Genomic DNA, 26981 nt, shown 5'->3' with positions numbered 1-26981 from the left:
CCTCAGACGGCCAGCCGCAGCGAGGTGGCGGCGATGCCGAGGCGTACGGACTGACCCCAGGTCAGTTCCAGCGCGTCCGCCTCCATCCCGTCGCCGAAGACCACCATCCGGTCGGACTCGACCGTGAGCCGCAGCCCGTGGCCGCGCTCCAGTTCACCCGCGACCAGTGAGGTGCCGGTCGCGGGCGACGGCCACGCCTCGCGGACGAACCAGAGCAGCCGGGCGTCGGTCGGCGCGGGCAGCCACAGCCCGCTGCTGCGCTCCTGCCACAGCGAATGGATCCAGCCCGTGGCGCCGGTGCCGGTGCCGACCAGGACCCCGGAGGAAGCCTGCGCCTCGGTGGGCCCGTCGGGCGCGTCGGGGCCGAGCCGGTACCGGGCGGTCTGGTGGCCGGGCGGCCCGAGGTAGATCTCGTTGAGGGCGAGGAGGCGCTGGGTGTCGTCGGCGACCGCCTCGACCATGGTCAGGTCGTCCGTCCTGCCGCCCGGCGACACGGCCGCGCGGAGCAGGGCGGCCACGTCGGACGGGCGGTGCCGCACCAGCACCCCCGGATTGCGCCCGGGATCGGTGTCGATGCCCACGACGGGCTGGCCGGACAGGTACTTGGCGGTGTTGGCGACCAGCCCGTCCTGTCCGACGACCACCACCACGTCCTCGGGCCCGAACAGAAAGCGGTCGAGATCGGCGCGCTCCACCCGGGACCGCCGCCAATGCAACGGCACGGCCGCCGCCACGTCGTCGAGCGCCCGCCCGGTGTGCCGGTGCCGCGCGACCACCTCGCCGATGGACCGGCCCCGGCTGGAGAGGAAGAACTCGGCCTGGCCGTGCGTGCCGTGCCGGGCCAGCAACTCCTCGTACTCCGTGGTGCGGTGGACCAGCACCGCGCGCGGCGCCAGACTCATGCCCGCGGCTCCCGGCCGGTCCTGCCGAGCCTGCCGATCAGGTCGGTGAGCACGTCGGGGGAGAGGGTGAGGCTGTCGATGCGCGGCAGGTTCTCCGCCAGTCTCGTCGCCGTCAGGGCGTGCAGCGTCGCGGCGTCCACCTCGCCGTGCACCCGCAGCCAGGCGGCCTGCGACTCGGCGCGGGCGGCACCGACCTCGCGCGCCGCCTCCGCCTCCGCGCGGGCCAGCCGCACCTTGCGCGCCGCCTCCGCCTCGGCGCGCACCTTGTCGGCCGCCGCGTTCTCCTCCGCCTCGCGCCGGGCATTGGTGCCCCGCTGTTCGACCAACTGCTCCTCGCGCCGGGCCAGTTCGATCTGGCTGGCGAGCTCGTTCTCGGCGATGGCCCGTTCCCGTTCCACGGCCACGGCACGGCGCTCGTACGTGGCCCGGTCGGCCTCCTGCTGGATCTGCTCGCGGGCGGGGGTGCGCAGGGCCCGCTCCACCTCCGCCTCGGGGCGGATGGCGACCACCCGGACCGCGACCACGTCGATCCCCGTGGCGGGCAGACGGGGTTCGGCGGCGAGCCCCGTCGCGACCCGGTCGCGTACGGCCGCGACACCGTCGACCAGTGCCTCCGCCAGTGCCGTCCGGGCCAGGACGTCCAGCGTGTGCTGCTGGGCGGTCTCCGTGAGCAGGGTGGCGATCTGCTCCAGCGGTGCGCCGCGCCAGGCCCCGGTGTCCGGGTCGATGGAGAAGTCCAGGCGGGCGGCGGCCTCGGCCGGGTCGCTGATCCGGTATGTCACGGTGGCCTGCACGGTGACGTCCTGGAAGTCCGAGGTGCGGGCATGGAAGGCCATCGCCAACTCGCGGTCGTTCACAGGTACTTCGGAGAGTGCGGCGGTCAGCGGTCGGTACCAGAAGCTCAGCCCGGGACCGTCGTGGGCGAGCCGTCCGCGCCTGTGGTGGCGGATGTGGGCGGTAGGTGCGGAACGCAGATGGCACCAGCCGAGGCGCCGGGTGATGTCGGCCATGTGGAGAACCCCCTAGATTTCGTCATGGAGACGATAAGGGGGTGGGGTCGATATCGTCAAGTAGACGAGAATGATTGTCGCCGGGCATCCGTGCAGGCGGGCGGCGGCGCGCCCTATGTGCCGGGAAAGCCGCCCGCCGGGTCGCCCGGGAGCCTGCCCGGGAGTTCGTCACGGACGGCGAGGAACCTGGCCGGCACCTCGCCCCCGCCGTGCACCGCCAGGTCGGCGCCGTTGACGTACCGGGCCAGGCCGCCCGCGAGATACAGGCAGGCGTGCGCCACGTCGTCCGGCACCGCCATGCGCCGCATCGGGATCACTCCGGCCACCGCGGCGCCCTCGTCCGCCCCGTACACCGACGCCGCGCTCCCGGTGCGGACCGGGCCGGTGGTGATGTGGTTGACGCGCACCTTCGGTGCCCACTCCAGGGCCAGTGCCCGGGTCAGCGCGAGAAGGCCGGCCTTCGCCGCGGAGTAGGCGGCCGTGCCCGGCTGCGGGGTGTGCGCGGAGACGCTGCCGATGTTGATGACCGAGCCGCCCGTGCGCTGCTCCCGCATGACCCGGTTCGCGGCCTGGGCCACGTAGAACGGTGCCAGCAGATTGAGGGCGACGATCTTCTCGACGAACCTCGGTGACACTGTGGCCGCGTCGGCGTCCGGGGAGCCGCCCGCGTTGTTGACGAGAACGTCCAGCCGGCCGAACCGCTCCACCGCCCCGTCGACCAGCGCTCCCGCGGCCTGCGGATCGCGCACGTCCGCCGACAGGAAATGCGCCCGGCGGCCCCCGCACCGCGGCGGCTCGGGGGGTTCGGTGCGCCCGCACACCAGCACCTGGGCCCCGGCGGTGAGGAACGCCCCGGCGATCGCGGCACCGATGCCCTTCGTGCCGCCGGTGACGATCACCGCCCGTCCCGAGAAGTCGAAGGGTCCGTCGCTGTCCATGGTCCGTCCGCCTCTGCCGATGCCGATGGGGGAGCGCCGATCGAGGGGCAATCTACCAATCGTTTGTTCGGTGGGCGAGGGGTGCCGGAGGTGCACGCGGGGAACGCGAGATGCCGTGGAACGAGGAGCGCCGCCGGAACGCGGGCGGCCGGTGGTTCCCGAGGGAACCACCGGCCGCTCGGTTCGTACGCCGCCCCCGTCCCCACGGTGCGGCGCAAGTGGGCCGTCGTCATCCGCTCGGACGACGGTCCACGTCCTCGGGGACCGGGGCGCCGGGGGTGCCCAGTCCGAGTGCGGGGAGAACGGCGCTCTCCACGAAGCGGGTGAGATACGCCTCGTCCGCGAATCTCCCGTCCAGCAGCGGTCGTGCGCGCAGCACGCCCAGCAGCTGCGCGGAGACGTACTGTGCCGCCGCGCTGTCCGCCGGGATCTCGCCGCGCTCCGCGCCGCGCCGCACCATGAGCTCGATCGCCGCGATGTCCGGCGCGATCAGCGCCTCGCGCAGCGCGCACAGCAGGTCGGGGTTCTGCAGTGCGGCGTGGCCGAGCGCATGCATCAGCTGGGTTTCGCGGCCCGAGCCCGCGCCGATGACGCGCGCGGCCTCGCGGAGATCCTCCGCCAGCGTGCCGGTGTCGATGTGCGGGAGCTCCGACCGCCGGGTGCCGCGCAGCGCCGCCACGACGAGCTCCGGCTTCGAACCCCACTGCCGGTAGAGCGTGGACTTGCCGCAGCGCGTCCGCGCCGCGACCCCCTCCATGGTGAGGGCCTCGTACCCGGACTCCCGAAGGATGTCCAGCACGGCCGCGTAGAACTCCCGCGCGCGCTCCGGCGTGATCTTCGAGCGGCGCGGCGGGTGCGCCGGTGCGTGCGCGGTGTCCTGCGACGTCATTGAGGCGTCCTCCCGGCGAGCTGCGACGAGGTCCATCGATACGTCAGTCTACCGAAACGCGCACGTACCGATACGTAAGCGTATCGGTACACTGGCGTATCGATTTGGCGTGGGTCCGACCACGCCGCCGATACACACAGCTTCGTCAGCAAAGGGGCGCCGGGTGATGCATGCCGGTAGCGGGCCCGCGGACCGTGAGCCGGAGGGCTTCGCCCGGCCGTCGCTCGTCCGCGAGCTTCTGCTCGTCGTCGGGTTCTTCGCTCTCTACAAACTCGGCCGGCGGGTCGCGAACGGTCACGTGGAGGAGGCGTTCCACAACGCGGGTCGTGTCTGGGACCTCGAACGGGCCGTACGGCTGCCCGGCGAGGGCGTGGTCCAGGGCCTGCTGCTGCACGACGTGACGCTGGTCCGTCTCGCCGACACCTACTACGCGGTGGTGCACTTCCCGGCCACGCTCCTGTTCCTGGCGTGGCTCTACTGGCGCCGCCCGCGCCACTACGTGTGGTCGCGCCGGGTCCTCGTCGCGCTCACCGGCGCCGCGCTCGCGCTCCATCTGCTGTTCCCGCTCGCCCCGCCCCGGCTGCTGGCCGAGGCCGGGCTCGTCGACACCGGCCAGGTGTACGGACCGTCGGTGTACGGCGCGGACCCGGCGACCGACACGATGGCGAACCAGTTCGCCGCGATGCCCTCGCTCCACTTCGGCTGGGCGGTCATGGTGGCCGTCGGACTGATCGCCGCCACCCGCACCCGGTGGCGCTGGCTGTGGCTGCTGCATCCGCTCGTCACGCTCCTGGTGATCGTCGGCACCGCCAACCACTACTGGCTGGACTCGATCGTGGCCGGCGCCCTCCTCGCGGTGGCGTGCGCGGTCCTGCCGCTGCGCCGCGTCCGGTCGGCGCCGGCACGGCGTCCGTGGCGCGCGTCGGGCGGCACGCGGGCGCCCGACGCCGTGCCCCGGCCCGCCGGACCCGTCGCGCCCGAGGCCCACGCCGCCGTACCGAGCCCCCGTACCGAGCCCCCGTACGTCTCGTCAGGGGTGTGAGGCGTCCGGCCACTGCGCACGCCGAGGGCCGGACCGGCCGACGCCGTCCCGGACGTCCGACACCGCCGGGGCCGTACCCGGCCCCTCGCGCTCGTCCTCGCCCAGGGCACGGGTGAGCCACCCGATCCAGAAGTTCTCCAGATCGATCCCGCCGCGCAGCACCAGATGCCGCAAGCGGTCCGGCTCGGAATCCCGCCCGGGCGGGAAGTCCCGCTCCTCGATCTCCAGATACTCCGCCAGCTGCCGTCGGTGCAGCTCCAGATGGCGGCGCAGCTCCGCGTCCAGCCCCGGGGCGCCGACGACCGCCGCCGCCCGGATCCGCAGCAGCAACGGGTCGCGGACCTGTTTGGGGTCCTCGGAGCGGGCCACCCACGCGGCCAGCTCCTCGCGGCCCGCGGGCAGCACCTCGTACTCCTTCCTCCGGCCACGGGCAGGCTGCTCCGACGGCAGCGTCCGGATCTGCCCGGCCCGTTCCAGCTTCCCCAGCTCGCGGTAGATCTGCTGGTGCGTGGCGGACCAGAAGTAGCCGATCGACCGGTCGAACCTGCGGGTCAGCTCCAGCCCCGACGAGGGCTTTTCGAGCAGGGCGGTCAGGATCGCGTGCGGGAGTGACATGGGGTGCATCCTAGGGAGTGCCGCGCGGGCCCTCCCGCCCGCTCATGGCGGAGCCGGCTCCGTCAGAGCGCGACCGCGACCTCGGTGCCCTGGCGGATCGCGCGCTTGGCGTCCAGCTCGGCGGCCACGTTCGCGCCGCCGATCAGACGCACCCGACGACCCGCCGCGATCAGTTCCTCGTACAGCTCGCGGCGCGGCTCCTGGCCCGCGCAGACCACCACGGTGTCGACCGGCAGGACGCGCCGCTCACCGTCGACCGTGAGGTGCAGGCCCTCGTCGTCGATCCGGTCGTAGGAGGCGCCCGCGATCATCGTCACGCCCCGGTGCCGCATCTCGGTGCGGTGGATCCAGCCGGTCGTCCTCCCCAGCCCCGCACCGACCTTGCCGGGCCTGCGCTGGACGAGGTGGACGGTGCGCGCAGGTGCCGCGCGTTCGGCGGTCCGCAGACCGCCCCGCTCCCGGAGGGCGGTGTCGACGCCCCATCGCCGGAAGAACGCCTCGGGGTCGGCGCTCGCCCCGTCGCCCGGGTCGGTCAGGAACTCCGCTACGTCGAAGCCGATCCCGCCCGCCCCGATGATCGCGACACGGTTGCCGACCGGCGCCCCGTCGCGCAGGACGTCGAGGTAGCCGACCACGCTCGGATGGTCCAGGCCCGGTATCGCGGGGGAGCGGGGCGTGACGCCGGTGGCCAGGACGACCTCGTCGAAGCCTTCGAGCACCTCGGCCGTGGCCCGCGTGCCGAGCCGCAGCTCGACCCCCTCCTCCGCGAGCCTGGTACGGAAGTAGCGCAGCGTCTCGTCGAACTCCTGCTTGCCGGGAACCCTGCGCGCCACGTCGAGCTGTCCGCCGATCCCGTCCGCCATGTCGAAGAGGGTGACCCGGTGGCCGCGCTCGGACGCCGTGACGGCGCAGGCGAGACCGGCGGGTCCGGCGCCCACCACCGCGAGCCGCCTGACCGTCCGGGTCGGTGAGAGGACGAGTTCGGTCTCGTGGCAGGCGCGCGGATTGACCAGGCAGGAGGTGACCCGGCCGCCGAACACGTGGTCCAGGCACGCCTGATTGCAGCCGATGCACGTATTGATCGCCTCGGGGCGCCCCGCGGCCGCCTTCGCCACGAAATCGGGGTCGGCCAGGAACGGCCGGGCCATCGAGACCATGTCGGCCCGGCCCGAGGCCAGGATCTCCTCCGCGAGCTCGGGCGTGTTGACGCGGTTGCTCGTGATCAGCGGCACGGACACGGCCCCGCGCAGCCGCTCGGTCACCCAGGTGTAGGCGCCGCGCGGCACGGACGTGGCGATGGTGGGGATGCGGGCCTCGTGCCAGCCGATCCCCGTGTTGATGATCGTGGCCCCGGCCGACTCGATCGCGCGCGCCAGACGCACGACCTCCTCCGACGAGGAGCCGTCGGGCACCAGGTCCAGCATCGAGAGCCGGTAGATCAGGATGAAGTCGTCACCGACCCGCTCGCGGACCCGGCGCACGATCTCGACGGGGAACCGCATCCGGTTCTCGTACGAGCCGCCCCAGCGGTCGGTGCGGTGATTGGTGGCCGCGACGACGAACTCGTTGATCAGGTAGCCCTCGGAACCCATGATCTCGACGCCGTCGTACCCGGCGTGCCGCGCGAGCTCGGCGGCCCTGACGAAGTCCTCGACGGTCTCCTCGACCTCGGCGTCCGTCAGGGCGTGCGGTGTGAAGGGGCTGATCGGTGCCCGGAGCGCGCTCGGCGCCACGAGATCGGGGTGGTGCGCGTACCGGCCGAAGTGCAGGATCTGCATGGCGATCCGGCCGCCCGCCGCGTGCACGGCGGAGGTGACGACCGCGTGCCGCTCGGCCTCCGTCTCGGTGGTCATCCTGGCCCCGCCGGGCGCGGAACAGCCCCGGGCGTTCGGGGCGATGCCACCCGTGACGATCAGGCCGACGCCGCCCCGGGCACGTTCCGCGTAGAAGGCGGCCATCCGCTCGAAGCCGCCCTCGGCCTCCTCCAGGCCGACGTGCATGGAACCCATCAGGACCCGGTTGGGCAGGGTGGTGAACCCGAGGTCGAGCGGGCTCAGCAGATTCGGGTACGGGCTCATGCGGCGGCTCCTCGCGCGGTGTCGTTGCGCCAGTTGTAGACCACCGGGATGTCATTGTGCAACAAGTTGCATAATGGCGTTCGTCGCAGAGTGGTCCGTGCGCGCGTCCCCCGGACGGCGTAGTACCGGGTCACACCGGCGGCCCGCGCCGCGGAGAGTGGGAGCCGGGGCGGCCGTTCCGTCCGGGAGCTGCCGGCCCCGCTCCGGATTGCCGGACGCCGAATCCCCGAGCCCCCGCGGAGAGTCCCATGTCCCGTCCCGACCGGCGTGACCTCGGTCTGCTCGCCCTGCGCGTCGGCACCGGCGCGGTACTGGCCGCGCACGGCACCCAGAAACTGGCCGGCTGGTTCGGTGGTGGAGGCATCGCGGGAACCACCGCCGCGATGGAGGCCATGGGGTTCCATCCGCCGAAGCACAGCGCGGTCGCCGCGGGGCTCGGCGAGGCGGGCGGCGGAGCGCTGCTGGCCCTCGGTCTCGCGACCCCGGCGGCCGGAGCGGCGGCGGCCGGGGCGATGGCGGGAGCCGTGGCCGTCCACGCCCCGGCGGGGTTCTTCGCGCAGGGCGGCGGTTACGAGTACCCGGCCTTCCTCGGGTTCACCGCCGCGGCGATCGGTCTGGCCGGCCCCGGCCGGTACTCGGTCGACCACGCCACCCGTCATGTCTTCGACCGGCCGTGGACGGTCGCCCTGGCCTTCGTGGGCAGCGCGGTCGCGGCGGCGGCCGTCGTCGGCAGACGTGCCAGGGGGCGGCGGGACGTGATCGACCCCGACACGACCTGACTCCCCGTCCGCCCGCGGCGCCGGACGCGCTCGGAGGCGCCGGACGTGCTCGGAGGGGCCGGGCGGTCCGGGGAGGCAGCCGCCCGGCCCGGCGGCGCTACTTGCGGAACGTCAGCGACGCGGCCGGGGAGGCGTTCCCGTACGCGTCGACCGCGACGACCCGGGCCACGTACCGCTTGCCCGCGACCGCGCCCGGCACCGGGATGTCGAGGCTGTTCGGACGGGGCATGAAGGAGAAGTCCGAGAGGACCTTGGACGAGACGACCGAGGCGCCGGTCGAGGCGTCGGTGATGTCGACCTCGTAGTGGTGGACCATCTGGTCGTCCCGGGCCTGCGCGATCCGCAGGGCCGTACCGCCCTTCTCGTCGGACACCCGGGACAGCGGCCGGTGGGTGGTGAACTTCGGCGCCACGGTGTTGCGGGTGGCGTCCGTGTAGCGGAAGTTGTCCTTGATCTGCTGGTTCGTCGAACCCTTCAGGCGCACCGTCCAGGTGTCCCCGCTCAGGGTGCCGGCGCTCGCGTACGGCGGCTGCCAGTCCGCCGTCCACTTGCCGTCGGTGTAGATGTCGTGCTTGTCCGCGGCCATGTTCACCCGGGCGATCTCCGTGCGGTCCTTGTAGACCTCGACGAAGAGGGCCTGCGCGGTCGGCGACTCGAAGCGGTTGGCGAGACCGTCGGTCTCGACGTAGCTCATCGAGCCGTCGTTGACCGACGTGAAGTCGCGCTGGTGGATCGAGCGGTCGTCATTGATGTTCAGGTGCGAGTGACCGGAGAAGAGGATGGCCTGCGGGAAGGCGCCGAGGTCCTCCGCGAGCCGGGGGTTCGCCGCCTGCTGGCCGTCCATGGTGGTGTTGGTGGTGGGCCGGTGGCCCTGCACCAGGACGGGCCTGCCCGTGTTGGCCGGGTCGGCGGTGATCGCGGTCAGCCGCTCCTTGAGCCAGGCACGCTGGGTCGAATCGGAGTTGTAGGTCTCGGTGTTGACGGTGAGGACGTGCAGGCCCTTCACTACCGACTCGTAGTAGCCGCCGCCCGAGTCGGGGAACCACTCCCGGGGGTACCCGGCGCGTATCGCGGCCAGGCTCGCGTCGTGGTTGCCTTTGGAGATCAGCAGTTCGGTGTTCTTCATGCCCTTGCGGGCGAGGTTGGCCCGGAAGATCTGTCTCTGGCCCGGGTTCGGCGCCCGGGCGGCGCGACCGGTCATATAACGGATGAATAACCGGTCTGTACCGACGACGGTAGGGTCTGCGGGTCAGGCAGTGGTGCGACCCGGTCGACTTCCCGGTGAAGCGCTCATGAACGTCTGTCCGGAACCGCCCCCGGCGCCGCCGTTCGCCCCCGGCGCCTTCCCGGCGCTCGCACTTTCATTCGTATCCCACCTCATCAACGGCTTGTCATACTTCGCTGGCATAATCCCCGCATGTACAAGGGTGAGCCGATCGAATACCTGCGGGACGAGGCGATGGTGGTGATCCCGCCCGGCGACCCCGAGGTGTCGACGGCCTTCGCCGTCTTCGACGACTCGGTGGAGGCGCTGCGCACGTTCGTGCTCGGCCGGCTGGATCGGCTCGGGAGCATGGCCCCGGCCCCCGCGGGCGTGAAGTGCGACGCGCTGGTCCCCGTCGTGGTGAGCCTGGTGCCGCGGCCGGACAACTTGTACGACCGGCGGGCCATCTCGGTCGCCGCGCCGCCCGGGCAGGGCGGTTCGGTGCTGGACCGTCACATGGGCTACCTGTACGACAGTTTCCTTCACCACCAGGGGGCGGACATCCACCGCCTCGCCGAGGCCGCCGGCGCCGCCGTGGGCTGCCACGGCTGGATCGAGCTGAACCGCGTCGACGCGTACGAGTACGAGGAGGACGACGACCACGCCTCCGACGGGGAGGAGGACCGGCTCCCCGACCGGCGCCGGCCGTTCACGCGCGCCGAGCAGCTCGCCGCGGGCCACTGGATCGGGCGCGTGCGGCTGAACCTGCCCGACGCCGACGAACTGCGCTCGCTCGTCACGGACTTCCTCGAAGCCGGGCCCGGAGCCGCGGACACCGATCCGCAACAGGTGCCCTCCGGCACCGACGCGCCCGCCGGGCCTGCCGCCCGTGTGCCTGCCGACGTGTCGACCGGGACATCGGCGGACATCCCGGAGCCGGGCGCCGGGGCGGCGGATTCCGGCCTGCGGGAAGCTCTCCACGGGCGCCTGGCCGCACAGTTGCGCGCGGCACTCGCGGCCCGGGCCGCGTCCGGCACCTGGGGGCGGGAGACCGCCCGGGACCGGGAGCAGGCCCTCCGCGACGAACGGGCGGAGACCGAGCTGCGGACCTGGGCCCGCTACCGCCGACGCCCCCACACGTACGAGGATCTGCGGGCCGTCAGCCGTACCGTCTACGGCACGCACAAGGTCCTCGTACTGGACCGCACCGGGCTGGAGGTCGGGGAGTACCGCCTGCCGGACGGGCCGTTGACACTCATCGACGAACGGGCACGCCCCGAGGCGTTCGTCGCGCTGCGCCGGCACGGCGTCGATCCGCGGGAGCCGTCGGTGCTCGCGGGGCTCGACGAGTACCCCGACGCCACCGTGCTCCCCGGAGAGGTCTGGTCGCTCCGGCTGATCGAGGACGCGGTGGCCGTGCGCGATCTGCCGCAGGCCGGTATCTACGACCCCGCCACGGGAACCCTGACCGTCCACGCCCGCCCGTACGCCGAACCGATGACCGTGCTGCTGCGCCGGCACGGTGTCGAGCCGTCATGGGTGACATGGGCGGCGCCGGACGCGGAGACCGAGCGGCTGAACCGCCGCGACGCGTCGGGGGCGGGGGACGCCGGGCCGTTCCGGTCGCCCTGCCTGCTGACGTCCCGGGCACTGGAACTCGTCCCGCGGCCCCACCGGCAGTGGCTCAACGCGCGGACGGCGGACCCGTCCGTCGCGGCGGAACGCGCCACCGGCCCGGCGGGCGGCGACCCGTACTACCGGCGGGAACTGGAGGCGATGTTCGGCGCGCCCGTCGTGCCGGGCCGGACGGCGCCGTGCAGGCTCTGCGGGCGGCCGGCCCTGGAGGCGCGCGACCGGCTCGCGTACTGCTTCGGGTGCTGTCGGCTCGCCCGGCGCGGCGTGCTCAGGGACAACGGCACGGACGGGCCGTGGACCGACGCCGTCATCCACGCCCTGCGGCGCCTGGTCCGGATCGAGTTCTCGGGGCCGCCGTCGCTCGCGCAGCTCGACCGGGTGACCGTCACCGATCCCCGGGCGGTCGACGAGGCCATGCTGTGCCGGTTCCTGATCCCGCGCCCGGTCACCGGGCTGCTGACCGCCCGCCCCGCCCGCGCGGCGCGATCCTGGGTGCAGTGGCTGCAGTTGGCGGGGGTGCTCGACGACGGTGTGCGCCGGGCGCGCGGCACGCTGACCGTCGCCACCGACGGACACCTGTGCCGCTCCATGCTGGAGCGGCACATCGACGACTTCTTCCACCACCGGGGCGTGGAGCACGAACCCGAACCGCACTACCCCCGCCACCTCGAACTGAACACCACGGGGCTGCGGGCCGACTGGCGGCTCGGCGACGGCACGTTCGTGGAGGCACTGGGGCTCATGGAACAGCGGTCGTACTACGAAAAGGTGCAGCGCAAGACCGAGTTGGCGCGGGAGGCGGGCATCCGCCTCGTCACCCTCACGGCCGCGGACCTGGACCGGCTCCCGGAGATCTTCGCGCCCTGGCTCCCCGCCGATCGGGAGGACCCGGTGCGGCGGGCCCCGGTCCGGGAGGACTGACCGGCCGGGGTGTCACCGCCGTCGGTGCCCGCCGGGCGCCACCGGCCGCCGAAGCGCGCCGGGACGGGCGGCCCGGCGGGCGCGGACCCCGCCCGGCCGGTCCGCCCTACGTGTGGTCCGGGGCGTGCCCCGTGTCCGGCTTCGGGCCCTCGGGCCCCGTCCGGGCGACGGTCTCCCCGCGGATGACGTGACGGCCGTGGGCGTCCGCCCCGGCGTCCGCGGGCGCTCCGGCGTGCCGCTCCTCCTTCATCGCCCTCACCTCGGCCTTGAGGATGCGGGCCGACTTGCCCGCGGACCGGGCGAGTTCGGGGAGTCTCTTGGCGCCCAGGACGCATATGACCACGATCAGGATGATCGCGAGCTCGCTGATTCCGAACATCAGTCGTCACCCTCGTCCTCGTCGCCCTCGAAGAAGTCCCCGACCTCGTCGACGACTTCGGCGGCGACCATGCCGCCGACGACGCCCACCGCGAGCCCGGCCGCGCCCACCGCGACGGCGGTGCCGATGCCGGGTCCGGAGCGGTGGGTGCCGTCGTGATGGTGGGTGCCGTCATGGCCGTGACCGCCGCCGTGGTGCGGGGCGTACGGGTCGCCGTGACCGTGGGCGCCGTACGCGGGGGCGGGCGCGTACGCGGAGCGGTGCTCGACCAACTGCCGCAGCCAGCCGTCGACCAGCGCCCGCCAGTCCTGCTGGTGGACGGTGTCATGGGCGACCGTGAACCGGGTGAGCGCGTCGTGCCCGGAGGAGAAGAGGCCGCCGCGCTTGTCGGCCTCCAGGACCACGTCCATGCCGCCCGGAGTGGCGAGGAAGGTCACCTCGATCTCGTTGACCCGGTCCGCGTACTGCGGCGCCGGAGTCAGCTCGATCTCCTGGTAGAAGGGGAGTTGCTGGTGGGTGCCGCCGATGCGGCCGTACTCCAGGTCCGCGGACCTGAAGCCGAAGCCGAGCTGCCCCAGCGCCTCCAGGACGGCCTCCTGGGCCGGCAGCGGGCGGACGGCGAGTTGGTCGAGGTCGCCCTTGTCCTTGGCGCCGGCCACCGACAGTTCGGTACGGACGCCGAGGACGATGCCCAGGGCCTGCCCGTACAGTTCGGTGATCGGCGTCTCCCAGGGGAGGGCGATCGTGAAGGGGACGGAGCGCTGTTCGCCCTCGTGCAGCCGGAAGCCGCCGCCGACGGTGAAGCGCTCGAAGACCACCGCGCCTTCCCGTTCCCCCTCCTCGAACTCGGCCTCCACCCGCGCGACGAGTTCCAGCGCGATGTGCTCGATGTCGAAGCCGGCGCTGCCACCCTTGAGGTGGACCTGACCGGACAGGGTGCCGCCCGGCGCGGCCGCCCCGGCGTCGAGGACCGTGTCGACGGTGGGGCCGCCCACGCCGAGTGAGCCGAGCAGTCGTTTGAACACCATGGAGGCGTCCACTCCCTTACACGCGTACGAGGTTGCGCGGATGTCCGGAACACTGGGACGGGCATCCGCGCTCTACAGGCGTGTAGAAGCATAGAGGCGTTGGCGGGGCTTCGGGGTGCACCCGGCGACGCGGAGCGGCAAAGTCCGAAACGGATCGCCCGGTCGTCCGCGCAGGCGCTTGACGGGTCCGTTCCGTCGTGTCTCCGGTGCTGGTGCTGCGGCCGGAAAGGTTCACCGGCTCGCGACGCCCGGCACGGCATCTCGCCGCGTTGTCGCATCACCCGAGTGCGTCCCGTACGAGGGCGATCCTCCGCCTTGCGATGCACCGCACCGGACGCCGCGAGCTTCCCGGCGAACCTTTCCGGCCACAGCACCAGTGACGCGGCCCGTCGCGGAGTCGGGCGGCGGTCCGTGACCGGGAGGCCGGCGTGTTCGGTGACGGGTCTCCGGCGGTTCGCTCCCGTCGGCCTCCGCGTGAACGGGCATCCCCTTGCCGAAATGGTGTGAGGTAAGGCTAACCTTAGCCTCTGTGGCCGGCTGGTGAGGCGATCGCGAGTCGTCGGCCTGCCCTCCGCACTGTTTGCACGTCCCCGTGAACCATGGAGTCCCCATGACCCTGCCCAGTCGTCCTTCCCTGTCGCTGTCGCGCCGCGCGGTCCGGGCCGCCGCGGTGGCGGCGGCGGCCACGCTGCTCATGACCGGTTGCGGGACGGACTCCGACGACGCCAGGGGTGATGCGGGCAAGGAGCCCGCGGCATCGGCCACCCGTACCGTCAAGGACGCCACCGGCCGGGCCGTCGAGGTTCCGGCCGACCCCAAGCGGATCGTGACGCTCACTCAGGAGGACCTGGACGCCGTCCTCGCGCTCGGCCTGAAGCCGGTGGGCATCACCAACGGGCAGGGTCTCGACAAGCCGCCCGCCTACCTCGCCGACAAGGTCCGGGGCATCGACGTCGTCGGCAATCTGCTCCAGCCGGTGATGGACAAGGTCGTCGCCGCCAAGCCCGACCTGATCCTCGCCGGTGACATGCAGGACGAGCAGGTTCTGAAGCAGCTGCGCGAGATCACCCCGGCCACGCTCGTCACCACGGCGCCCACCGACGACTGGAAGCTGTCGCTCCGGGGCATCGGCAACGCCGTCAACAAGCTCGGCGCCGCGAACGAGGTCATCACCGAGCACGAGAACGCCGCCAGGGCCGCGGGCGAGAAGCTCGGCGCGAACAAGGGCGCCGAGGTGTCCATCGTCCGCTGGAACCCGGACGGCCCCAGCTGGATGGAGAACAAGCAGTTCGCCAGCGGCATCGCGCTGGAGATGGGGCTGAAGCGGCCCAAGGCGCAGAACAAGGACGGCAACGCGCACACTCCGTCGCTGAGCCTGGAGAAGATCAACGAGATCGACGGCGACTGGCTGTTCCTCTCGACCCTCACCTCCGACGGTGAGAAGGCGCTCGAGGAAGTCGAGACCAAGCCCGCGTACAAGGAGCTGAAGGCCGTCAGGACCGGCCACGCCGTGACGGTCGACGGCTCCGTCTGGTCGACCCGGGGCGGCCCGCTCGCGGCCGATGTGGTCATGAACGACATCAGCAAGGCGCTGAGTGCCTCCTGACGCCCCCTCCGGCCGGGCGGTACGGGGGTGCGGGGCGGGTGTCCCGCACCCCCGTGCGTGCTCCGGGGCGCGCGCGGCCGAGCGCGTCCGCAGGCACCCCGGTCCACCATCGTCCGTCAGGCGGGCCGGTGTCCGGCCCGGCGGGCCCATGCGAGGTCGGCGGCCGTCCAGGCCATCGCCGTCGCCCCGTCCAGCAACGCCCGTTCGGCCCTGGCCGATACGGCCGCCTCGGCGAAGGCTGCCTCGTGCGGGCCCGAGGCGCCGTCGCTGATGTCGAGCACCGGGTGGATGGACGGCACCACGTGCGAGACGTTGCCCATGTCGGTGCAGGCGAACGGCGGCCGTTCCACCGGTTCCGGACGCCCCAGCGCACGGGCGTTGGCCGTCCACAGCCGGATCAATCCGGGGTCGCCGCGGAAGTCCAGGTAGTCGGGCTCCGGGCGCTCCAGGGTCACCTCGCAGCCGGTCGCCAGCGCGCCCGCACGGAAGCACGCCTCCACCCGGTCGCGCAGTTCGGTCAGGTCCTCGGCGGCCAGCGCCCGCAACTCGTACTCGGCGCGGGCCCGGTCGGGGATCGCGTTGGGTGCGCTGCCGGCCTCCGTGGTGATGCCGTGCACCCGCCACTGCGGCGGCAGTTGCTGGCGCAGCAGCCCGATGGCCACCTGGGCCACGGTCAGCGCATCGGCGGCGTTGCGGCCCTCGTGCGGGTTGAGGCTGGGGTGCGCGGCACGGCCCGTGTACGTCACCGAGAGGGTGCCGAGCGCGAAGGATCGGAAGTCCGCCATCTCGAACGGGCACGGGTGCACCATCATGGCCGCGTCCACGCCGTCGAAAGCACCCTGACGGAGCATCAGCTCCTTCCCTGCGCCCCGTTCCTCCGCCGGTGTGCCCAGCACCCTTACGCACAGGCCCAGTTCGTCCGCCAACGGGGCCAGGCCGAGCGCGGCGCCGATCCCGGCGGCGGCGATGAGGTTGTGGCCGCAGGCGTGCCCGAGCTCCGGCAGGGCGTCGTACTCGCAGACGACCGCCACCGTCAGCGGGCCGCCGCCCGTGACGGCCTCGAAGGCGGTGTCCAGTCCATGGGCCGGGGCGGTCACCGCGAAGCCCTGGTCGCCCAGCAGTTCGGCGCACCAGGCGGCGGCGCGGTGCTCGGTGAACGCGGTCTCGGGATGGCCGTGGATCCGGCGGCTCAGGTCCAGCAGGACATCGCGCCGCTCCTCGATCCGTTCCCGTATACGGGACTTGACGTCCTGGGGTGCGGGTGCGGGTGCGGGGGTTTCGTCGTGCGGGTCGGTCATCGGCTCCTCCTCCGGTGGGTGTGATCGCGCCGCCCTGCGTCGTGAAGTTCACACGGCAGGCACACGGTGCAAGTGTTTAGCTTAGGCTTGCCTAAGTCGTTGGCGGTCCAGTGCGCGGCAAGGCTTTCACAACCGAGGAGTTCTCCCCACATGAACGAGCGTCCGGAGTCGTTCCCCCTGCTCACCGCGCAGAGCGGCATCCACTACGCGGGGCAGCTCGCCGCGGGCGGTACCGAGTTCCACACGGCGGACGTCGTGGAGATCGAGGGAGCCCTCGACGAGGACCGCTTCGAGCGCGCCCTGCGCCGTACGGTCGAGGAGGCCGAGACCCTGCGGCTGCGGTTCACCGAGGAGGACGGCACGCCCGCCCAGTACGCCGACCCGCACCACGTGTTCCGGCTGCACCGGGCGGATCTGCGGGACCTCGCGGACCCCGCCGGGGAGGCCGGGCGCCGCCTCCGCGCCGATCTGTCCCGGCCCGCCGACCTCGCGGCCGAGGACGGGCTGATGGGCCAGGCGCTGCTGAGGGTCGGCGACAGACGGTACTGGTGGTACCAGCGCGTCCATCACATCGCCGTCGACGCCTACGCGCTGACCCTCATCGGCCGCCGGGTCGCGGAGCTGTACGCGGCCGACGGCGACGCGGCGCCGGAGTGCCGGTTCGCCCCGCTGCGTGACCTCGTCGACGAGGAGCAGGACTATCTGGCGGGCGAACAGTACGCCGCCGACAGGGAGTTCTGGACCGCGCGGATGGCCGGCGCCGCCCCCGTCACGCTCGCACCGCCCACCGCGCCCGGCCCCGGCAACGGCACCGCGCCCGGCAACGGCTCGCTGCGGCACGTCGCCGACCTGCCCGCCGGCGCGCTGGACCGCCTCACCCGCGCCGCCGGGGCCGCCAAGGCCACCTGGGCCGAACTCGTCGTCGCCGCCACCGCCGTCCATCTGCACCGGCTCACCGGGACCGAGGACGTCGTACTCGGACTGCCCGTCACCAACCGTCGTGGCCCGGCCGCCCTGCGCACCCCGGCCATGGCCGTGAACGTGCTCCCGCTGCGCGTCGCCGTCCGCCCGCGCGACACCGCCGCCGAACTGCTGCGCCGCATCGTGCTGGAGATCCGCCGGGTCCGCCGCCACCAGCGCTACCCGCAGGCCGACCTGCGCCGCGACCTGGGCCTGACCGCCCCGACCGCCCCGCTCACCGGCCCGATGGTCAACATCAAGCCCCTCGACGGCGGCACGCTGGACTTCGGCGGCCCGACCGGCACCGTCCGCAACCTCGCCGCGGGGCCGGTCGAGGACCTCGCCCTCGGCGCCTGGCCGGGCCCCGACGACGGCCTCGCCCTCGTGCTGGACGCCAACACCGACCGCTACACCGGCGCCGATGCCGAGCGGCACGCGGTCACCTTCCGGCGCTGCCTGGACAGGCTGACCGAACTGCTGCTCACCGACCCGCACCGCCCGGTCGCCGCCCTCGACCTGCTGACCGGCGACGAGACACGCCGCGTCACCGCGGGGCGCTCGGAGCCGCCCCACACCGCCACCGTGCCCGAGGAGTTCGCCGCGCGCGCCGCACGCATCCCGGACGTGACCGCCGTCCGCTGCGGCAACGACACCCTCGCCTTCGCGGAACTGGACGCCGCCGCCAACCGGCTCTCCCACCACCTCGCCGCCCACGGCGTCGGCCCCGAGACACCCGTCGCGCTCGCCCTGCCCCGCTCCACCGGCACGGTCACCGCCCTGCTCGCCGTCCTCAAGGCGGGCGGGGTCTGCCAGCCCCTCGACCTCGGCCACCCGCCCGCCCGCACCCTCGCCGTCCTGGAGGACGCCCGCCCCGCCTGCGTCCTCGGCACCACCGAGGCCCTGGCCGGGCTCCCGGAGCACGGACTGCCGGTGATCGCCCTCGACGACCCCCGGACGCTCACCGGCCTCGCGCAGGCGCCCGCCGACCGTCCCGCCGCCACGCCCGGCCCGGACGACGCCGCCTACATCATCCACACCTCCGGCTCCACCGGCCGTCCCAAGGGTGTGGTCGTCACCCACGCCTCCCTCGCCAACCTGTACGCCGGCCACGGCACCGACCACATCGCCCCCGCCGTCGCCCGCACCGGACGCGCCCGGCTCAAGGTCGCCCACAGCGCCTCGTTCGCGTTCGACGCCTCCTGGGACCCGGTGCTGTGGATGGTCCACGGCCACGAACTGCACCTGCTCGACGACGCCACCTATCGCGACCCGGCCGCGCTGACCGCCTACGTCGACGAGCACCACGTCGACTACCTCGACGTCACCCCCTCCTACGCCGAGGCCCTCCTCGCCGAGGGGCTGCTCGGCGACGGCCACCACAAGCCGGCCGTGCTCGTGGTCGGCGGCGAGAGCGTCCCCGCGCCGCTGTGGGACCGCCTCGCCGCCACCGAGGGCGTCCACCCGCTCAACCTCTACGGCCCCACCGAGACCACCGTCGACGCCTGCCACTGGACCGGCCCCGGATCCGACGGCAGCCCCGTGCGCGCCACCCGGCTCTACGTCCTCGACACCGCCCTGAGGCCGTGCCCCGACGACGTCCCCGGCGAGCTGTACGTGGCCGGAGCCTGCCTCGCCCGCGGCTACCTCGGACGGCCCGACCTGACCGCGCAGCGGTTCGTCGCCGACCCCTTCGGCGCCCTGCACGGCGACCCCGGCGGCCGGATGTACCGCACCGGCGACCTGGTGCGGCGCCGCGCCGACGGCACCGTCGAATTCCTCGGCCGCACCGACGACCAGGTGAAGATCCGTGGCTTCCGGATCGAACTCGGCGAGATCCAGGCCGTGCTGGCCGCGCACCCCGCCGTCGACCGGGCCGCCGTCATCGCCCGTGACGCGGCCGGCGGCAAGCGGCTGCTGGCCTACGCCGTGCCCCGTCCCGGTGCGGACACCGACCCGGCCGTCCTGCGCGACCATCTCGCCGCCGTGCTGCCCGCGCACATGGTCCCGGCGGCCGTGACACTCCTCGACGCGCTGCCCCGCACCGCCAACGACAAGCTCGACCACCGCGCCCTGCCCGACCCCGCCCAGCTCGCCCCGCGCGCGGCGGAGCCCGACGCCACCGCCGACGACCCGCACACCGGCGCCCTCACCGCACTCTTCGCGGACCTGCTCGGCCTGGACGCACCCCCCGCGCCCGGCGCCTCCTTCTTCGACCTGGGCGGCCACTCACTGCTCGCGGCCCGGCTCGCCGCCCGGCTGCGCGAGACCTTCGGTGTACCCGCCTCCGTCGCCGACGTGTTCCGCGAGTCCACCCCGGCCGCGCTCGCCGCCCTGGTCCGCGCCCGCGACACCGACGCCCTCGGGGCCGAGGCCGCCGACGAAGCGGCGCCCGCTCCCGGCACCGGCGAGGCGCCGTTGTCACCGGCCCAGCAGCGGCTGTGGTTCCTGCACCGGCTGGAAGGGCCCAGCCCGACGTACAACATCCCGCTCGTCCTCACCGTCGAGGGACCCCTGGACGAGGACGCGCTCACCGCCGCCATCGCCGACCTGACGGCACGCCATGAAACACTGCGGACCGTCTACCCCGTCCCCGACGACGGCCCGGACAACCTGCCCCGCCAGTACGTCCTCGCCCCCGACGACCCGGCGGCCCGGCCCCGACCGCACCGCGCCGCCGACGGCGAGGACCTGACGGCAGCCGCCCGCCACACCTTCGACCTGGCCCGCGAGATCCCGCTGCGCGCCACCCTGTTCACCGAGGCCGCCAACCGGCACACCCTGCTGCTGGTCCTGCACCACATCGCCGGGGACGGCGCCTCCACCACCCCGTTGGCCGACGACCTCGCCACCGCCTACCGGGCCCGACTCGTCGGCCGGGCACCGGAGTTCACGCCGCTGCCCGTGCGATACGCCGACCACACGGCCCGGCAGCTGCGCCGGCTCGGCACCCCCGCCGCGCCCACCCCGCTCGCCGCCGCCCGACTGGACTACTGGAAGGGGGCGTTGGCCGGGCTGCCCGACCAGCTCGACCTGCCCACCGACCGGCCCCGCCCGTCCGTGGCCGGAACCGACGGCGACACCGTCCCCTTCGCGGTGGACGCCGCCGCCCACGCCGCGCTCGCCCGGCTCGCCCGCGCCACCGGCGCCAGCGTGTTCATGGCCGTGCAGGCGGGGCTGGCCGCCCTCCTCACCCGGCACGGCTGCGGCACCGACATCCCGCTCGGCACGCCCGTCGCCGGACGCGACGACGACGCCACCGCCGCGCTCGTCGGCTTCTTCACCAACACCGTCGTCCTGCGCACCGACACCTCCGGCGACCCCACCTTCCGGGAACTGCTGGCGCGTGCGCGGACCACCGCGCTGGCCGCCTTCGACCACGACGACCTGCCCTTCGACCACCTCGTCGAAGCCCTCAACCCGCCCCGGTCACTGGCTCGCCACCCCCTCTTCCAGACCATGCTGGCCTGGCAGTCGGTGCCGGACGCCGCGTTCCCGCTCGGCCCCGACGCCACCGCCCGGCTGTCCACCATGACCTCCGGCACCGCCAAGTTCGACCTCACCCTCAACGCGGGCGAACTGGCGGGCGGCGGTATCGGCGGCTTCCTCGAATTCCGCACCGACCTGTTCGACCGCTCCACCGCCCAGGCCCTGGCCGACCGCCTCGGGCGGCTTCTCACCGCCGCCGCCGAGGCCCCGGACACCCCGCTCGGCCTGCTGCCGCTGCTGAGCGCCGACGAACGCCACCGCGCCCTCGTCGACGCCAACCTTCCCGCCGCCGCGGCCGACGGCGAGCCCCCCGCCCCGGCCGCGACCACCCCCGCCACGCTCGCCGACCGCTACGAGGAGGCCGCCCGACGGCACCCCGACCGGATCGCCGTCAGCCACGAGGGCGCCACCCTCACCTACGCCGAACTCTCCGAGCGCGCCCACCGGCTGGCCCGGCTGCTGACCGACCGCCGCATCGGCCCCGGCTCCGTCGTCGCCCTCGCCCTGCCCCGCTCCCTCGACCTGGTCACCGGCCTGCTCGCGGTCTCCCTCGCGGGCGCCGCGTACCTGCCGCTCGATCCCGACTACCCGGCCGACCGACTGGCGTACATGCTGGCCGACGCCCACCCCGCCGCCGTCGTCACGAACACCGCCACCGCACCCGGACTGCCCGAGCACGACCTGCCGCTGATCACCGTGGACGGCGACGCCGTCGCGGCGTACGACGGCACCCCGCTGCGGCAGGAGGACCGGGTCCGCCCGCTGACCCCCCACGACCCGGCGTACATCATCTACACCTCCGGATCCACCGGCCGGCCCAAGGGCGTCGTGGTCACCCACCACAACGTCACCCGGCTGCTCACCGCCACCGACCACTGGTTCCGCTTCGGACCGGACGACACCTGGACCCTGTTCCACTCCTACGCCTTCGACTTCTCCGTCTGGGAGCTCTGGGGCGCCCTGCTGTACGGCGGCAAGGTCGTCGTCGTACCCCACCTGACCAGCCGAGACCCGGGCGCTTTCCTGAGGCTGCTGGCCGCGGAAGGGGTGACGGTCCTCAACCAGACACCGTCCGCCTTCCACCAGCTGGCCGCCGCCGACCGCGAGGAACCCGGACACGAACTCGCCCTGCGCCACGTCGTCTTCGGCGGCGAGGCGCTGGAACCGGGCCGCCTCGACGACTGGTACGCCCGGCACGCCGACGACGCACCCCGGCTGGTCAACATGTACGGCATCACCGAGACCACCGTGCACGTCACCCACTTCCCGCTGGACCGGGCCACGGCAGCCGCCGCCACCTCCTCCACCATCGGCGTCAACATCCCCGACCTGCGTGTCTACGTGCTCGACGAACGACTCCAGCCGGTGCCGCCCGGCGTGACGGGGGAGATGTACGTCGCCGGACAGGGCGTGGCCGCCGGGTACCTCGGCCGGCCCGACCTGACCGCGACCCGCTTCGTCGCCGACCCCTACGCCCATCTGTTCGGGGAGAGCGGCGCCCGGATGTACCGCTCCGGCGACCTCGCGCGCAGGCGGGCGGACGGCACCCTGGAGTACTTCGGCCGTGCCGACCACCAGGTCAAGATCCGGGGCTTCCGCATCGAACCCGGCGAGATCGAGGCCGTCCTCGCCGCCCACCCGCGGGTCGCGGACGTGGCCGTGGTGGTTCGCGAGGACGTCCCCGGCGACAAGCGGCTCGTCGCCTACGCCGTACCGGCGCCCGACGCCCCGAAGGACGCGGATCTCGCCGCGGCGCTGCGCGAGCACGCCGCCCGCGACCTGCCCGTCCACATGGTCCCGTCCGCCGTCGTCGCCCTGGAACGGCTTCCGCTGACCGGCAACGGCAAGCTGGACCGCAAGGCCCTGCCGGCCCCCGGCCGCCCCGCCGCCACCGAATCGCGCGCCCCGCGCGGACCGCGCGAGGAACAGCTGTGCGCGATCTTCGCCGAAGTGCTCGGCGCGGAACGGGTCGGCGTCGACGACAACTTCTTCGACCTCGGCGGCCACTCGCTGCTCGCCGTCCGCCTCGCGGCCCGCGTCAGGGCCGCGCTCGGCGCGGACGTCTCCATCGGCACCGTCTTCCGCTCCCCGACTCCCGCAGCCCTGGACGTCGCGCTCGAAGGGGCGGCGGACGGCGGACGCGGCGACGACCCGCTCGACGTGCTCCTGCCGCTGCGCCCGGCCCGCGAGGGCGACCGCGCCCCGTTGTACTGCGTCCACCCGGCGGGCGGGCTGAGCTGGTGCTACGCCGGACTCATCCGCCACCTGCCCGCCGACGTGCCGATCTACGGCCTCCAGGCACAGGGCGTCGGCCCCGCCACCTCGGGCAAACCGCTGCCCGCGACGCTGGAGGAGCTCGCCGCGCACTACGTGGCCCGGATGCGGGAGGCGCAGCCCGCCGGACCGTACCGGCTGCTCGGCTGGTCCACCGGCGGCATCATCGCGCAGGCGATGGCCACGCACCTCCAGGACCGGGGCGAGGACGTCGAACTGCTCGCCGTGCTCGACGCCTACCCCGCCGAGGGCTTCCGCGAGCTGCCCGTGCCCGACCACGCCGAGGCGATGGAGTCCCTGCTTGCGATGGGCGGCTACGGCCCCGACATCCTGGGCGGCAAGGAACTCACCACCGCCCACGTGACCGAAGTGCTCCAGCGCGAGGGCAGCCCGCTCGCCGCGCTGAACGCCCCGACGCTGGAGGCACTGGCGGAGATCTACCTCAACACCAACCACCTCGTGCGGGGCTTCGACCACCGGCGCTTCGACGGCGACGTGCTGTTCTTCCGCGCCACCGTCGACACCGTCGACGACGAACTCACCCCCGACACCTGGGCCCCGTACGTGGGCGGGCGCATCGACAACACGGACATCGCCTGCTCCCACAAGGACATGACCCTGCCCGAACCGATCGCGCACATCGCCCGCGTGGTCGCCGACCGCCTGACCGACCTGGAGAAGTGACACCACGATGGCTGTGAACGACGACGCCCCCGTCAACCCCTTCGACGCCGACGGGGAGGCCGACACCTTCCTCGTCCTCGTCAACGAACGGCGTCAGTACTCGCTGTGGCCGGACTTCGCCGACCTGCCGGCCGGCTGGACCGCGGTGCACGGTCCGTGCCCGCGCCAGGAGGCGCTGGACCGGGTGACCGCGCACGACACCGGACTGCTGACCCGGTGACCGCGTCCGACTCCCGTACCGGCTCGAAGTCCCTTACCGGACAAGGCCGTCGGTCGTCGTCGCCGCGCATCGGTCCCCGGCTCGCCGTGGTCCTCGTCTATGTGGCCGCGATGTGCATGAACGGCCTCGACTCCACCATCGTCAACCCGGCCCTCTACACCATCGCCGAGGACTTCGGACGGCCCGTCGGCGCGGCCAACACCGTCGAGACGGCGTTCCTGGTCGCGCTGGCACTCGCACTGCCGGTGGCGGGCTGGCTCGGCGACCGGTACGGCACCAAGCGGGTCTTCCTCGGCTCGCTGGCCGTCTTCACGGCCGCGTCGGCCCTGTGCGGACTCGCCTGGAACCTGCCCGTGCTGGTCGTAGCGCGGGCGGTGCAGGGGCTGGCCGGCGGCCTGCTGACCCCGGTGGGCATGACGCTGCTGTTCCGGGCGTTCACCCCGCCGGAGCGGGCGGGGCTGGCGAAGGTGCTGATCGTGCCGACGGCGCTGATGCCCGCCCTCGGCCCGCCGCTCGGCGGTCTGCTCACCGAACACCTCTCCTGGCACTGGCTGTTCTTCGTCAACGTGCCGGTCGGCGTGGCCGCCGTGCTGCTCGGCGCGGCCGGACTGCGCGAGCACGTGGAGGGCACCGCGGGGCCGTTCGACCGGGCCGGCTTCTGGCTGGCGACGCCGGCCCTGGGGCTGCTCACCTACGCGCTCGGCTTCGGCCCGGTGCGCGGCTGGTCCGACCCCGTCATCGCGGGCTGCGCGGTCGCCGGCGGTGCCCTGCTGGTGGCGACCGTGGTCCAGCAACGCCGGGCCCGCTCACCGCTGCTGGGGCTACGACTGTTCGCCGACCGGTACTACGGCCCGGCCGCCGCGCTGGCCGCCCTCACGGCCGCCGGGCTCATGGGCGTGCTGTTCGTGGTGCCGCTGCTGTTCCAGGCGGCGCTCGGCGGCACCGCGCTGGACGCCGGACTGAGCGTCTTCCCCGAGGCGTTGGGCCTGATGCTGGCCTCGCAGGTGGTGGACCGGCTGCTGCCGCGCCTGGGGCCGCGCCGGCTGGCCGTGACCGCGCTGGTCGCGGCGGCCGTGGTGTTCGGCGCGCTGGCGGTGCCGGGCACGGCGGAAAACGCGTGGGCGGTGCGGGCCCTGATGTTCCTGATCGGCCTGGTGCTGGGCACGGCCGTGCTGACCGTGCAGCTCGCCGGGTTCGAGACCGTCGCCCCGCCCGACATGGGCCAGGCGATGGGCCTCTTCCAGATCGTCCGCACCCTGGGCGGCGCACTCGGCATCGCGCTGTGCGCGGCGCTGGTCGGCGGCGGCGCGCACCCGGCGGGGGCGGCGATGGACGCCGGGCCCTTCCGTACGGCGGTGTGGGCCTCGGCCGTACTGGTGGCGCTGTCGGCGGCGCTCGCCCTGCGGCTTCCGCGCACCGCGTCCCCACCGCCGCCGCTGGACGAGGACATGGCGGAGGACGGGGGGCCGGGACCGGAATCGGCCGGGGGTGCGGAGCCGCCGGAGCGGCCCCGGGGAGTGGAGGTCCGGGAACGGGACACCGCGCCCTGACGGACGGACCGGAGGCGCCACGCGGCGGGATGTGCGTGGTGCCTCCGGCACGCCCGGGGAGAGGGCGGAGGCGTGGACGGGGGCCTGGACGCACGAGTCGCCCTGCGGGGTGCGGGTCGCACGGCACGGGCACGCGACGCACGGCGCGTGGCGCGTACGGCGCGCACCCGCCCTGCGCCGCCGTACGCCGCGGGCCCGTCGTCAGTCGCCCGCGCGCCCCAGCAGCTCCGACAGCGCGTCGGCCAGCCCGCCCCGCCAACAGGCGTAGTCGTGACCGCCGTTGAACTCCCGGTAGACGACGTCGTATCCGCGGGCCCGCAGGACATTGCGCAGCCGCCGGTTCTCCGCCAGCAGCATCCACTCCTGGAGACCCACCTCCAAGTACAGCCGGACGGGCAGCCGTGTGCCGCTCGCGTACTGCCGGGTGAGCCACTCCTCGCCCCGCTCCGGATCGTTCTCCGGCCACCAGAAGGACCCCGACTGCGACACGGCGAGGCCGAACCGGTCGGAGCGGCGGTGTGCGGCGAACGCGGCGGTCAGCCCGCCCGCGCTCTGCCCGGCGACGAGGGTCCGCTCCGGACGGGGCGTCGTGCCGAACTCGGCCTCCGCCCAAGACAGCAGGGCGTCGGCCAGCCAGTCCACGAACGCCCCGTTGCAGCTCAGGTCGTCCATCCGGCGGTCCATCGTGTCCACCAGCAGGGCCACCGTGGGCGGCAGGGCGCCCTCCGCGTGCATCCGGTCCAGCATCCCGCCGGCGTCCAGCACCGGGCCCCACATCTCCCCGTCGAGCAGCACGGCGACCGCGTACGGCGTCGCCGACGGGCCGTGCCCCGGAGGGAGATGGACGGTCACCCGTCGCCCGCCCACCTCGCGTTCCAGGGTCCTCCCGCGCGGCGGCGGAGGACCGGCGCCGTCGATAGCGACGTAGCGCTGCGGCGGCGCATCGGGCAGGGACAGGACCGAGGCGGGTTCGCGCCCGCCGTGCGCGGGCAGGACGGCCGCACCGTTCAGCGGGTCCGGCAGCGCCCGGTCCAGGGCCGCCCGCCAGGAGACCCGGTCGGTGCGCAGCAGCTCCTCGCGGGCGCCGTGGCCGGGCAGGAACTGGTACGAGGCGCGATGGTCGGCGCGCAGCCGGTGGGAGAGCGCCCAGACGCCCGTGCCGTCCACGAGGCGCATCAGATGGCGGGTCAGGTCGCCGGAGTGGCGGTCGCGGTCGGTGACCGTGTGCACCAGGAGCAGGACGTCCGAGGCGGGCCGGTCCGGGTCGTTCCGCCAGAGGAAGGTGACCAGGCGGTGCGCCGGGTCGCCCTCGGGATCGGGCTCGACGAGCGGTGTGCCCCTCCGCTCGGCGCGCAGCCAGAACTCGGCCTCGGCGCCCGGGATGCGGGCCCGGATCCCGTCGCGCAGGGCGCTCAGGACGGGGCTGGGGAGAGCGGTCATGGTCGTCCGCCTTTCGTACATCGGTCGGGAGGGAGGACCGGCC

The 26981-nt window shown here is 73.8% G+C and carries 18 protein-coding genes; 7 read left to right on the top strand and 11 right to left on the bottom strand.

All coding sequences use genetic code 11. The annotated features are described in order from the left end of the window. Positions 1-2: 2 nt before the first annotated feature. From AMK22_RS01180 to AMK22_RS01165, 4 genes are all read right to left on the bottom strand, one after another. Complete coding sequence (locus AMK22_RS01180; protein ID WP_073781288.1) at positions 3-902, bottom strand: hypothetical protein; 900 nt, start codon at positions 900-902, stop codon at positions 3-5. Further along, complete coding sequence (locus AMK22_RS01175) at positions 899-1912, bottom strand: SPFH domain-containing protein (protein ID WP_073781287.1); 1014 nt, start codon at positions 1910-1912, stop codon at positions 899-901. Before AMK22_RS01175 ends, AMK22_RS01180 begins: the two co-directional genes overlap by 4 nt. Positions 1913-2025: 113 nt before the next feature. Continuing rightward, positions 2026-2850, bottom strand: a complete 825-nt coding sequence (locus tag AMK22_RS01170) for an SDR family oxidoreductase (protein ID WP_073781286.1) — start codon at positions 2848-2850, stop codon at positions 2026-2028. Positions 2851-3079: 229 nt separating this feature from the next. Beyond that, positions 3080-3739: a TetR/AcrR family transcriptional regulator gene (locus AMK22_RS01165; RefSeq protein WP_073781285.1), complete on the bottom strand. Its 660-nt coding sequence runs from the start codon at positions 3737-3739 to the stop codon at positions 3080-3082. A 166-nt stretch (positions 3740-3905) separates the two neighbouring features. On the opposite strand from AMK22_RS01165, the gene AMK22_RS01160 reads away from it, so the two are divergent. Beyond that, on the top strand, positions 3906-4781 hold the full coding sequence (locus tag AMK22_RS01160; RefSeq protein WP_443333261.1) for a phosphatase PAP2 family protein: 876 nt from the start codon (positions 3906-3908) through the stop codon (positions 4779-4781). Here the strand turns inward: AMK22_RS01160 and AMK22_RS01155 are convergent. Both AMK22_RS01155 and AMK22_RS01150 read right to left on the bottom strand, forming a co-directional pair. Beyond that, positions 4770-5396: a PadR family transcriptional regulator gene (locus tag AMK22_RS01155; RefSeq protein ID WP_079185852.1), complete on the bottom strand. Its 627-nt coding sequence runs from the start codon at positions 5394-5396 to the stop codon at positions 4770-4772. The two genes, AMK22_RS01160 and AMK22_RS01155, sit on opposite strands and share 12 nt — an antisense overlap. 62 nt (positions 5397-5458) lie before the next feature. Beyond that, positions 5459-7474, bottom strand: coding sequence for an NADPH-dependent 2,4-dienoyl-CoA reductase (locus tag AMK22_RS01150; protein WP_073781283.1), 2016 nt, complete (start codon positions 7472-7474; stop codon positions 5459-5461). Between the two features lie 248 nt (positions 7475-7722). Between AMK22_RS01150 and AMK22_RS01145 the strand changes: the two genes are divergently transcribed. Then, positions 7723-8253 carry a DoxX family protein gene (locus tag AMK22_RS01145; protein WP_073781282.1) on the top strand — a complete coding sequence of 177 codons (531 nt, stop codon included), beginning with the start codon at positions 7723-7725 and terminating at the stop codon, positions 8251-8253. A gap of 97 nt (positions 8254-8350) precedes the next feature. On the opposite strand, the gene AMK22_RS01140 is transcribed toward AMK22_RS01145, so the two are convergent. Continuing rightward, positions 8351-9454: a metallophosphoesterase family protein gene (locus AMK22_RS01140; RefSeq protein WP_107430443.1), complete on the bottom strand. Its 1104-nt coding sequence runs from the start codon at positions 9452-9454 to the stop codon at positions 8351-8353. 216 nt (positions 9455-9670) lie between these two features. Between AMK22_RS01140 and AMK22_RS01135 the strand changes: the two genes are divergently transcribed. After that, positions 9671-12013, top strand: coding sequence for a hypothetical protein (locus AMK22_RS01135; RefSeq protein ID WP_073781281.1), 2343 nt, complete (start codon positions 9671-9673; stop codon positions 12011-12013). A gap of 106 nt (positions 12014-12119) precedes the next feature. Here the strand turns inward: AMK22_RS01135 and AMK22_RS01130 are convergent, their stop codons facing one another. Beyond that, positions 12120-12392: a twin-arginine translocase TatA/TatE family subunit gene (locus AMK22_RS01130; RefSeq protein ID WP_073781280.1), complete on the bottom strand. Its 273-nt coding sequence runs from the start codon at positions 12390-12392 to the stop codon at positions 12120-12122. Then, positions 12392-13420 (bottom strand): sporulation protein, encoded by a 1029-nt coding sequence (locus AMK22_RS01125; RefSeq protein WP_073781532.1) that lies wholly within the window; start codon positions 13418-13420, stop codon positions 12392-12394. Before AMK22_RS01125 ends, AMK22_RS01130 begins: the two co-directional genes overlap by 1 nt. Positions 13421-14030: 610 nt before the next feature. Between AMK22_RS01125 and AMK22_RS01120 the strand changes: the two genes are divergently transcribed. After that, the gene (locus AMK22_RS01120; RefSeq protein WP_073781279.1) at positions 14031-15026 is read left to right on the top strand and encodes an ABC transporter substrate-binding protein; all 996 of its coding nucleotides are present in this window, start codon (positions 14031-14033) and stop codon (positions 15024-15026) included. 116 nt (positions 15027-15142) lie between these two features. Here the strand turns inward: AMK22_RS01120 and AMK22_RS01115 are convergent, their stop codons facing one another. Further along, complete coding sequence (locus AMK22_RS01115) at positions 15143-16324, bottom strand: M20 family metallopeptidase (RefSeq protein ID WP_073781278.1); 1182 nt, start codon at positions 16322-16324, stop codon at positions 15143-15145. 150 nt (positions 16325-16474) lie between these two features. On the opposite strand from AMK22_RS01115, the gene AMK22_RS01110 reads away from it, so the two are divergent. The 3 genes from AMK22_RS01110 to AMK22_RS01100 all read left to right on the top strand — a co-directional run bounded on the left by AMK22_RS01110 (position 16475) and on the right by AMK22_RS01100 (position 25498). After that, entirely contained in the window at positions 16475-23728 is a 7254-nt protein-coding gene (locus tag AMK22_RS01110) for an amino acid adenylation domain-containing protein (RefSeq protein ID WP_073781277.1), read from the top strand. A 7-nt stretch (positions 23729-23735) separates the two neighbouring features. Further along, positions 23736-23948, top strand: coding sequence for an MbtH family protein (locus AMK22_RS01105; RefSeq protein ID WP_073781276.1), 213 nt, complete (start codon positions 23736-23738; stop codon positions 23946-23948). Between the two features lie 68 nt (positions 23949-24016). Then, positions 24017-25498, top strand: coding sequence for a DHA2 family efflux MFS transporter permease subunit (locus AMK22_RS01100; protein WP_242433807.1), 1482 nt, complete (start codon positions 24017-24019; stop codon positions 25496-25498). Positions 25499-25699: 201 nt separating this feature from the next. Here the strand turns inward: AMK22_RS01100 and fes are convergent, their stop codons facing one another. Beyond that, positions 25700-26938 (bottom strand): enterochelin esterase, encoded by a 1239-nt coding sequence (fes, locus tag AMK22_RS01095; protein ID WP_242433784.1) that lies wholly within the window; start codon positions 26936-26938, stop codon positions 25700-25702. Between the last annotated feature and the right edge of the window lie 43 nt (positions 26939-26981).

The sequence above is a fragment of the Streptomyces sp. CB01580 genome (assembly GCF_001905795.1).
Taxonomy (GTDB): domain Bacteria; phylum Actinomycetota; class Actinomycetes; order Streptomycetales; family Streptomycetaceae; genus Streptomyces.
The sequence above is the reverse complement of the archived record's forward strand: the minus strand, read 5'-3'. Positions and strand labels throughout refer to the sequence as shown.